This window comes from Verrucomicrobiia bacterium (assembly GCA_035574275.1).
In the GTDB taxonomy this organism is placed as follows: domain Bacteria; phylum Zixibacteria; class MSB-5A5; order DSPP01; family DSPP01; genus DSPP01.
Genome location: DATLYY010000056.1, coordinates 1 through 6,664, shown reverse-complemented (window position 1 = coordinate 6,664; position 6,664 = coordinate 1). Strand labels below are relative to the sequence as shown.

General features: G+C 51.8%; 9 protein-coding genes. 2 read left to right on the top strand and 7 right to left on the bottom strand.

From position 1 onward, the window contains the following. Positions 1 to 104: 104 nt before the first annotated feature. The 7 genes from VNL73_07830 to purS form a co-directional block, all read right to left on the bottom strand. On the bottom strand, positions 105 to 2,432 hold the full coding sequence (locus tag VNL73_07830; GenBank protein ID HXF49317.1) for a right-handed parallel beta-helix repeat-containing protein: 2,328 nt from the start codon (positions 2,430 to 2,432) through the stop codon (positions 105 to 107). An 18-nt stretch (positions 2,433 to 2,450) separates the two neighbouring features. Beyond that, on the bottom strand, positions 2,451 to 3,506 hold the full coding sequence (locus tag VNL73_07825) for a hypothetical protein (protein ID HXF49316.1): 1,056 nt from the start codon (positions 3,504 to 3,506) through the stop codon (positions 2,451 to 2,453). A gap of 109 nt (positions 3,507 to 3,615) precedes the next feature. After that, the gene (locus VNL73_07820; protein ID HXF49315.1) at positions 3,616 to 4,062 is read right to left on the bottom strand and encodes a hypothetical protein; all 447 of its coding nucleotides are present in this window, start codon (positions 4,060 to 4,062) and stop codon (positions 3,616 to 3,618) included. Further along, positions 4,062 to 4,253 carry a twin-arginine translocase TatA/TatE family subunit gene (locus VNL73_07815; GenBank protein HXF49314.1) on the bottom strand — a complete coding sequence of 64 codons (192 nt, stop codon included), beginning with the start codon at positions 4,251 to 4,253 and terminating at the stop codon, positions 4,062 to 4,064. Before VNL73_07815 ends, VNL73_07820 begins: the two co-directional genes overlap by 1 nt. Before the next feature lie 58 nt (positions 4,254 to 4,311). After that, positions 4,312 to 4,578 carry a DUF4321 domain-containing protein gene (locus VNL73_07810; GenBank protein HXF49313.1) on the bottom strand — a complete coding sequence of 89 codons (267 nt, stop codon included), beginning with the start codon at positions 4,576 to 4,578 and terminating at the stop codon, positions 4,312 to 4,314. Positions 4,579 to 4,614: 36 nt separating this feature from the next. Beyond that, a complete protein-coding gene (gene purQ / locus VNL73_07805) occupies positions 4,615 to 5,319 on the bottom strand; it encodes a phosphoribosylformylglycinamidine synthase subunit PurQ (GenBank protein ID HXF49312.1) in 705 nt (234 codons plus the stop codon). Next, positions 5,316 to 5,570, bottom strand: a complete 255-nt coding sequence (gene purS, locus VNL73_07800) for a phosphoribosylformylglycinamidine synthase subunit PurS (GenBank protein HXF49311.1) — start codon at positions 5,568 to 5,570, stop codon at positions 5,316 to 5,318. The genes purQ and purS overlap by 4 nt, the downstream gene beginning before the upstream one ends. A gap of 204 nt (positions 5,571 to 5,774) precedes the next feature. Between purS and VNL73_07795 the strand changes: the two genes are divergently transcribed. Next, entirely contained in the window at positions 5,775 to 6,206 is a 432-nt protein-coding gene (locus tag VNL73_07795) for a plastocyanin/azurin family copper-binding protein (protein ID HXF49310.1), read from the top strand. Between the two features lie 95 nt (positions 6,207 to 6,301). Then, the gene (locus VNL73_07790; GenBank protein HXF49309.1) at positions 6,302 to 6,553 is read left to right on the top strand and encodes a hypothetical protein; all 252 of its coding nucleotides are present in this window, start codon (positions 6,302 to 6,304) and stop codon (positions 6,551 to 6,553) included. Positions 6,554 to 6,664: the final 111 nt, after the last annotated feature.

Sequence of the window (6,664 nt, the reverse complement as noted above, 5' to 3'; positions counted from 1 at the left end):
CCCCCGCAACCCCTCCAAAACTACTTTCGCTTTGGTCTTGCCGTCAAAGACCCGCTTCCGCATCGCTGAATCCTCCTTGTGAATTCAGCCACAATCTACTCCATTCATCCTACCCTGTCACTAATGGGGAGCAGTATAGTTCCATCCACTTTAATCGCCGGGGCGGTGGTCGTGTTGGAAGCGAACATTTTGACCGTGCTGTTGCGCACGGTGGCGGCTGCCGTGCCTAAGCCTAGAATCCCAATCATCTGGGGCGGCGGGTCCGGATAGACCGAGGGCTGTTTGGGCCATATTTTGGCCCCTTCTATGGCCAAACCGCCATTGGCAATCACTGCCGCTTCATCAAAGATACCGGCGACGCTGTCGTAGCTGAAGGTGGTCGTCTGGCTTCCCCCCTCCCGCCGGAAGCCGGAGAAGGCGATATAGTCCCCGGTTGTCGTGATTATGTTGTTGGTCACGACGCTTGAAGATTTGTAGGCGTTGATGCCGTATGGCACGTTGGTGACGGTGTTGCCGGAAACGGTGGCATTGCAGGAATCGAGGTAAATGCCGTAGCCTTGGACGATGTTTTTGAAGGTGTTGTTCAAAATCTTCAGGTTGCCGTTTTTGGTTATTATGCCGTGCATAAAGTTTTTTTCAAAAAGGCAATTTTTCACCGTGTCGGCGGCCGTATTCCGGTAGTCAATGCCGGAATAAGAATTTTTGAATTGGCAATAGGCGGCCTTGAACGACCCGGCCGAGTCGACCCGAACGCTGTACCAGTCATACTGGCCGTTCGTTCCGGGGGAAGGCAGAAATTTTATCGAATCGGTTGACGTGCCTATCGCCGAGAGAGTGCCGTTTTTCTTGACTATAATCTCGCACCTCGTGTTGTCACTTCCTGAACCCTCGTTGTCTTCATTTCTTTGAAAATAAATGGTCGTGCCGGGCTGAATGGTCAAAGTTGCTCCAGAGTTGACCGTGATGTCTCCGGTTATGGCATACGCCCCGGGCCCCCAAGTAGTGTTTGCGGTAATTGGGCCATACCAATTGTTCACCAAAAGGTCGGCGGTGGCAGGTGACCCAGCGGTCAAAGACGTTGTTATCTTCCGTACGGCTAAATGGGTAGAAATATTCTGTCCACTTGAAGCATTTGGCGAAGCATTACTGTTGGGGTTACTTTTGCCGTCAAACGTTGTGTTGGTTGGCAAAGAATTCCAAAAACATGAGGGACTTTGCACGCTATTTCGATTATATCCCACTCCTAAAAGTTTGTGTCCGCAGTCCAAACTATCCTTTCCCGAAACAGGATTTGGCGTTTCAACTCCTATTCCACTTTTGCAGGGGAATGAGTCAGTTGGGGGATGCATATCCCACAAACCGTGCGCCAATTCAACATCCAAGGCACCCGTGTTACCTACATAAGGACCGCCTACATGCCAGATTAGCAACCCAAACCCGGAATAATTCTCCTGCCAATACGCCACCGGATTATCCTCAAATTTCGCTCCTCTGTAATTTGTTACATAAAAATACTGGTTTGAAGAGTACGGAAGCAGGTAAACCTTTCCGGTTGTCAGATAGTCGGGAATTGATTGCTGATAAAGCGGCGTTTTCACGGTTTCCGGCACGACCCAGCCAACTTTTATTCGGTTCAGTGGGTCGACCGGCACAGCAATTTTTTGCGGAAATCCCTCTTCGTAACCCATAATTGAAAAAGCGCCAAGCCCCCAATTCCCAATACCACTCTGGCCATAGTAATCATTTGGGCCGAAAAGAGCGTGGCCCCATTCATGGGCACAGATTGACATCGCGCGATTTTTTTGAGAGCTCCGAATCAGAGCCAACTTGTCTGGTGCGACTATTACCGTGTCCCCTGTACTGTTTACATCTTTAGTTTTATACGACCAAGAAGTAAGCCCAAGCCACGCTCCGGAATTGCCGCTGTGGTTCACAACGACAAAGAAACAGGCATCGACGGTATCATCTTGGTCCCGGTCAAAATCCGCAAAGTTTATAGCCGTATCGGCTCTTTTCATTACATCTTCAAAAAACGGGAATCCCGATGGTTCATCGGTACCCCCTCCCAAAGGGTCAGGAACCGGATAGGTTGAGGTCCAGCAAGTTGTGCTGGTTCGACCGGATGCAACTGCACTCATTATGTATTTTCCAAGGGAGTTATCTTTGTAATAACGAGGAACGCTATGTTGCAAGGAAGAATCCCAAATACTATCAGCCCAAACCGGCTTAGCCGTTGTTGAAGCGGTCGTTTTGCAAGCAAAAATTGCGACCGCCTTTATGGTATCAACTCCTGATGCAGATGCCGTAGCGCTGGAGTTTGTCCAGCAACCTGTCGTGTCATAGGCCGGTTCATCTCCCCAAGTCGACGAAAAAAGAAGGAACAAAAAAGTTAAAGCTAAAATGCTTCTGTTCATCCAACGAAGTAAACTCATATGTCCTCCTATGTTTGATTAATTTGTTTGTTGACCCCCTAAAACTGCTGAAGCTTCCCCGGTGCCGAAAACCCTTAAGAGCAAGACCACCACATCCGCGGGTGTGAAAAGACCATCACACGTCATCTCCCCTATAGGCGGAGTAGCGGGATAAGGTTCTTCCAAAAAAACTCGGTTCAATTCCAGCACGACATCCGCCGCTGTCAACTGACTGTCGAGATTTAAATCTCCGGAGAGCATTCGTCTTGCCATCCATATATCGCAACCTCCAAAACCGGAAAAATCTGCACAACCGGTAAAAAACAAGCTATCCCCGGAAGGTGTGATATACGAAGATCCAGTGTTGCCACCGAGCTGAGATCGCAGATCAATTTGAGGTCCCCATCCGGATTGTTTCCAACAATTCACAAATGTACTTGTTCCATCGCTTACGTACTGGTAGTAATAAAGTTCTTGAAGATCAGCGGTGATTGAGGGATATTGGGAGACTTCACATTGGCCTCCACCCAAGAATTCTGGTAAAGACCAACTGTTCCCGTTCCACTCGCTTACATAAAAGCCGCAGCGTCCATCGGGATAAAGACTGTCACAACAATAACTGGTGCTTAAATAAAGTTTTTGACCATCCGGGCCCATTCTCGCGGAAAATTCGACGCCCGGGGTGTTTATGGGATAATCTAAATGTTGAGCGGTACCCCAGTTGTTAGTTGAAGAATCCCAAGTTGAAACCCAAATATCCCACCAATAGCCATCCCTGCTGGCATCCACGTAGTATAATTTCTGACCATCTGGCGAAACGCTGGGAGAAGTTTGGAGATGGATGCCATAGTTAATCTGCGGTCCCAATCTCACGGCCTGCGTCCAATTGTTGTTTAACCATTCAGAAAACCAAATGTCCGCCCCATCGGAAAAAAACAGCTTTTTGCCATCGGCGGTAAGGAAGGGGTCCAATTCGTGAGAGGCCGTATTTATCCTCGGCCCCAAATTTACCGGCGGCCCGAAAACGGGCTGCTGGCCAATAGACAAAGAGGCAAGCGCGAGGAAGAGAAGACCGGCCGAGATTATTAGCTTCATTACCCCATCCGTAAGTCCTTTGACTTGATGGTAATATGAAGCGGAAAACCGGTTGTCAAGGGGAATTTCAAGTGCAACACAAAAGCCCCGATGAGGGGGTACTTAAAAACTACTTCTTCTTCGGCTTTTCGACCAGTTCTTCGGCGAGCGAAAGCGCCACGCCGGAAAGCATCACTTCCACCCCCAGCTTGGTGAAATCGCCGGAAATCAACTGCCGGTTGACGTTGGCATAAAGCGAACAGGCCGCCACCCGCTCCACCACAAGGCCCGAAAGCCGCCCGCCGGATTCCGCCACGAAGGTCACCTCCCCCAGTTCTTCGCTGGTGACAAAGCCGGAAACGTTGTGCAATTGCAGATGGGAGGTGGGGGTATAAACCACCACCATCGCCCCCTTTTCGCTTCCCAAAGTGGTGTCCGGATAAATTTCCAAAGAAAGGGAGCGGCGGGAGGCGGCATCGGCGATTTTCAAATAAAACTTCTCCCCCTGCTTTTCCACTTCGGCGGCCTTCAACACCCGGCCGATTTCGTGGATTTTTTCCGCTGAAAAAACCGCCATCAGCCGCCGGGATTTATTTTCTTGGTCTCATCCGGATTCAACGATTCTTCCCCTTCCCGGACGGCCCGTTTGAATTCGTGGATGCCGCGCCCCAAGCCGCGCGCCAGCTCCGGAATCTTTTTGGCGCCGAAAAGGAGCAGTAATACCAATAAGATTAGAATGATCTCCTGTGCGCCGAAATTACCGAACATCAATACCTCCTTCTTTCTTTACGTAATTAAGCCCATCAACCGCTCCCCGTCAAGCCGCCTACAGATACCACCAGCGGAAATAAACCAGCACCAAAACCACCATCAAAAGTGAGACGAAATTGAGTTTGATTAAAAGCCCGATGGTGAAGGTGATGGTGAACAAATTGAGCGTTGTGGAATCGAACCCGATTTCCACCGAGCGGGAAAAAAGGGTCTTGGCGGCGCCATCCGGCAAAAAGGAGCCGATGATTTCCCCCAAAAGCCCCCCCAAAATCGCCCCCAAAAGCAAAGCCACCGTCAAAAGCCAGGCCTGCGGTTTTCTCATCTGCCTCCCGGGTTTGCGTTAATCGTTTCCACCCGCCTACGCCAACACCATCCCGGCGAAGCGGGCCACCATCGAAAAGAAAACCCCCGCGCCGTCGGCGCTCCCCAAAATCCCCTCCGCCGCCCGGTCCGGATGGGGCATCAAACCCATCACGTTGCCGGCGGAGTTGACGATGCCGGCGATGTTGCTCAAGGAGCCGTTCGGATTTGCTTCTTCCGTGACTTTTCCCTCCCGGTCGCAGTAGCGGAACAGAATCTGCCCGCCCGCCTCCAGTTTTTTGATTTCCTCCGGCGTGTTGTAGTAACAGCCGTCCCCATGGGCCGTCGGCATTTTCAAAACCTGTCCTTTTTGATAGACGTTCGTAAAAGCGGTGTCGTTTTTCTCCACCCGCAGATAAACCGGGCGGTGGACGAAGCGCAGCGAACGATTGCGTAAAAGCGCCCCGGGCAAAAGCCCCGCTTCACACAGAATCTGGAAGCCGTTGCAAATGCCGATTACGATGCCGCCGCGCATCGCAAAATCCGCCACCTCCCGCATAATCGGCGAAAAACGGGCGATGGCCCCCGTGCGCAAATAATCGCCATACGAAAACCCTCCGGGCAGGATGATGACGTCGCAATTGTTCAGGTAATGGTCTTTGTGCCACAAATAAACAACCGGCTGCTTTAAAACGTCGGCCACAACGTGGTAGCAGTCATAATCGCAGTTGGAGCCGGGAAAGGTGACCACGCCGAATTTCACCGTTTATCCCCGTTTTCCAATTCCACTCTGAATTCCTCGATGACCGGGTTGGCCAAGAGCTTGCGGGCCATTTCGACCAGTTTTTCCTCCGCCTCCTTGGGACTTTTGGCCTCCAGCTCGACTTCGAAAACCCGCCCGGAGCGCACGCCGGCGACCTGTTTGTAGCCGAGATTCAAAAGCGCCTTCTGGATGGTGGCCCCCTCCGGATCCAAAACCCCCGGCTTCTTTTTGACGAAGACCTTACCCTTCATAAACTTAAAATAAGAAAAGCAGGCCGGATTGCCAACCCTAAAAAAATTTTGGCAAACCGCCAACAAAATTCGATCTTCCTGCGTAAGATTTGGCAGTTAACATAAAACGGTCGTCCTGTCCCCACCGGGAGGCCGAAGAAGCGGGTAATCCCGGAAGGTTCGGGTTTATTGTTTTTTGAACGTTAAACAGCGGAGGGTCTATTTATGCGCTTTTTGAAGGTAGCAGCGACGGCAGCGGCCTTGTTTTTGCTTGTGCAAAGCGCCTGGGCCAAAACCGACACCGTGCGGATGATTGACTTTGCCTTTGTCCCGGCCAGCATCACCGTCAACCCCGGGGATACGGTGGTTTGGAAATCCACCCAGCAGTGCTGCATCATGCACACCTCCACCCGCTCCACCGGCCCGATGACCTGGAACGCCAGCGTTCCGCTCAACAGCACCTTTAACTTGCAGTTCAACCAGCAGGGTACCTTCAGCTACGTCTGCACCCCCCACCAAGGGATTGGCATGACCGGCAGCGTCACCGTCGTTTCAAAGGTGCCTTCGCTGGGCTGGCTGGGGCTCGCTTTTCTTCTGTCCAGTCTGGCCGCGGCCACTCTTTGGATTTTGGAAAACCGGAGAAAAACGGCCCTTTAGGTCGTCCCAAGGGTGCAAACGTTTCGGCGGCGGCGCCCCGCGGCAAAAGAAGTTCCGTGTCCGCTTGAACCCGAATCAACGGAGGGAATGAAAGTATGCGTTGGGTTAAAACCGTTTTTGTCTTGCTGGCTGTGTTCTTGTTCGCCCAAACCGCCCGGGCCAAAACCGACACAGTGCGAATGATTGATTTTGCCTTCATTCCGGCCAGCATCACCATCGCCCCGGGAGATACGATTGTCTGGAGGTCCACCCAGCAGTGCTGTCTTTTGCACACCTCCACTCGTTCCACCGGGCCGATGACCTGGAACGCCGTCGTTCTATACTGCTCCCCATTAGTGACAGGGTAGGATGAATGGAGTAGATTGTGGCTGAATTCACAAGGAGGATTCAGCGATGCGGAAGCGGGTCTTTGACGGCAAGACCAAAGCGAAAGTAGTTTTGGAGGGGTTGCGGGGGCG

Excerpts from the sequence above, each read along its gene's own strand:
- VNL73_07830 (HXF49317.1), bottom strand. The coding sequence starts at position 2,432 with ATGAGTTTACTTCGTTGGATGAACAGAAGCATTTTAGCTTTAACTTTT.
- VNL73_07825 (HXF49316.1), bottom strand. The coding sequence starts at position 3,506 with ATGAAGCTAATAATCTCGGCCGGTCTTCTCTTCCTCGCGCTTGCCTCT.
- VNL73_07820 (HXF49315.1), bottom strand. The coding sequence starts at position 4,062 with ATGGCGGTTTTTTCAGCGGAAAAAATCCACGAAATCGGCCGGGTGTTG.
- VNL73_07815 (HXF49314.1), bottom strand. The coding sequence starts at position 4,253 with ATGTTCGGTAATTTCGGCGCACAGGAGATCATTCTAATCTTATTGGTA.
- VNL73_07810 (HXF49313.1), bottom strand. The coding sequence starts at position 4,578 with ATGAGAAAACCGCAGGCCTGGCTTTTGACGGTGGCTTTGCTTTTGGGG.
- purS (HXF49311.1), bottom strand. The coding sequence starts at position 5,570 with ATGAAGGGTAAGGTCTTCGTCAAAAAGAAGCCGGGGGTTTTGGATCCG.
- VNL73_07795 (HXF49310.1), top strand. The coding sequence starts at position 5,775 with ATGCGCTTTTTGAAGGTAGCAGCGACGGCAGCGGCCTTGTTTTTGCTT.
- VNL73_07790 (HXF49309.1), top strand. The coding sequence starts at position 6,302 with ATGCGTTGGGTTAAAACCGTTTTTGTCTTGCTGGCTGTGTTCTTGTTC.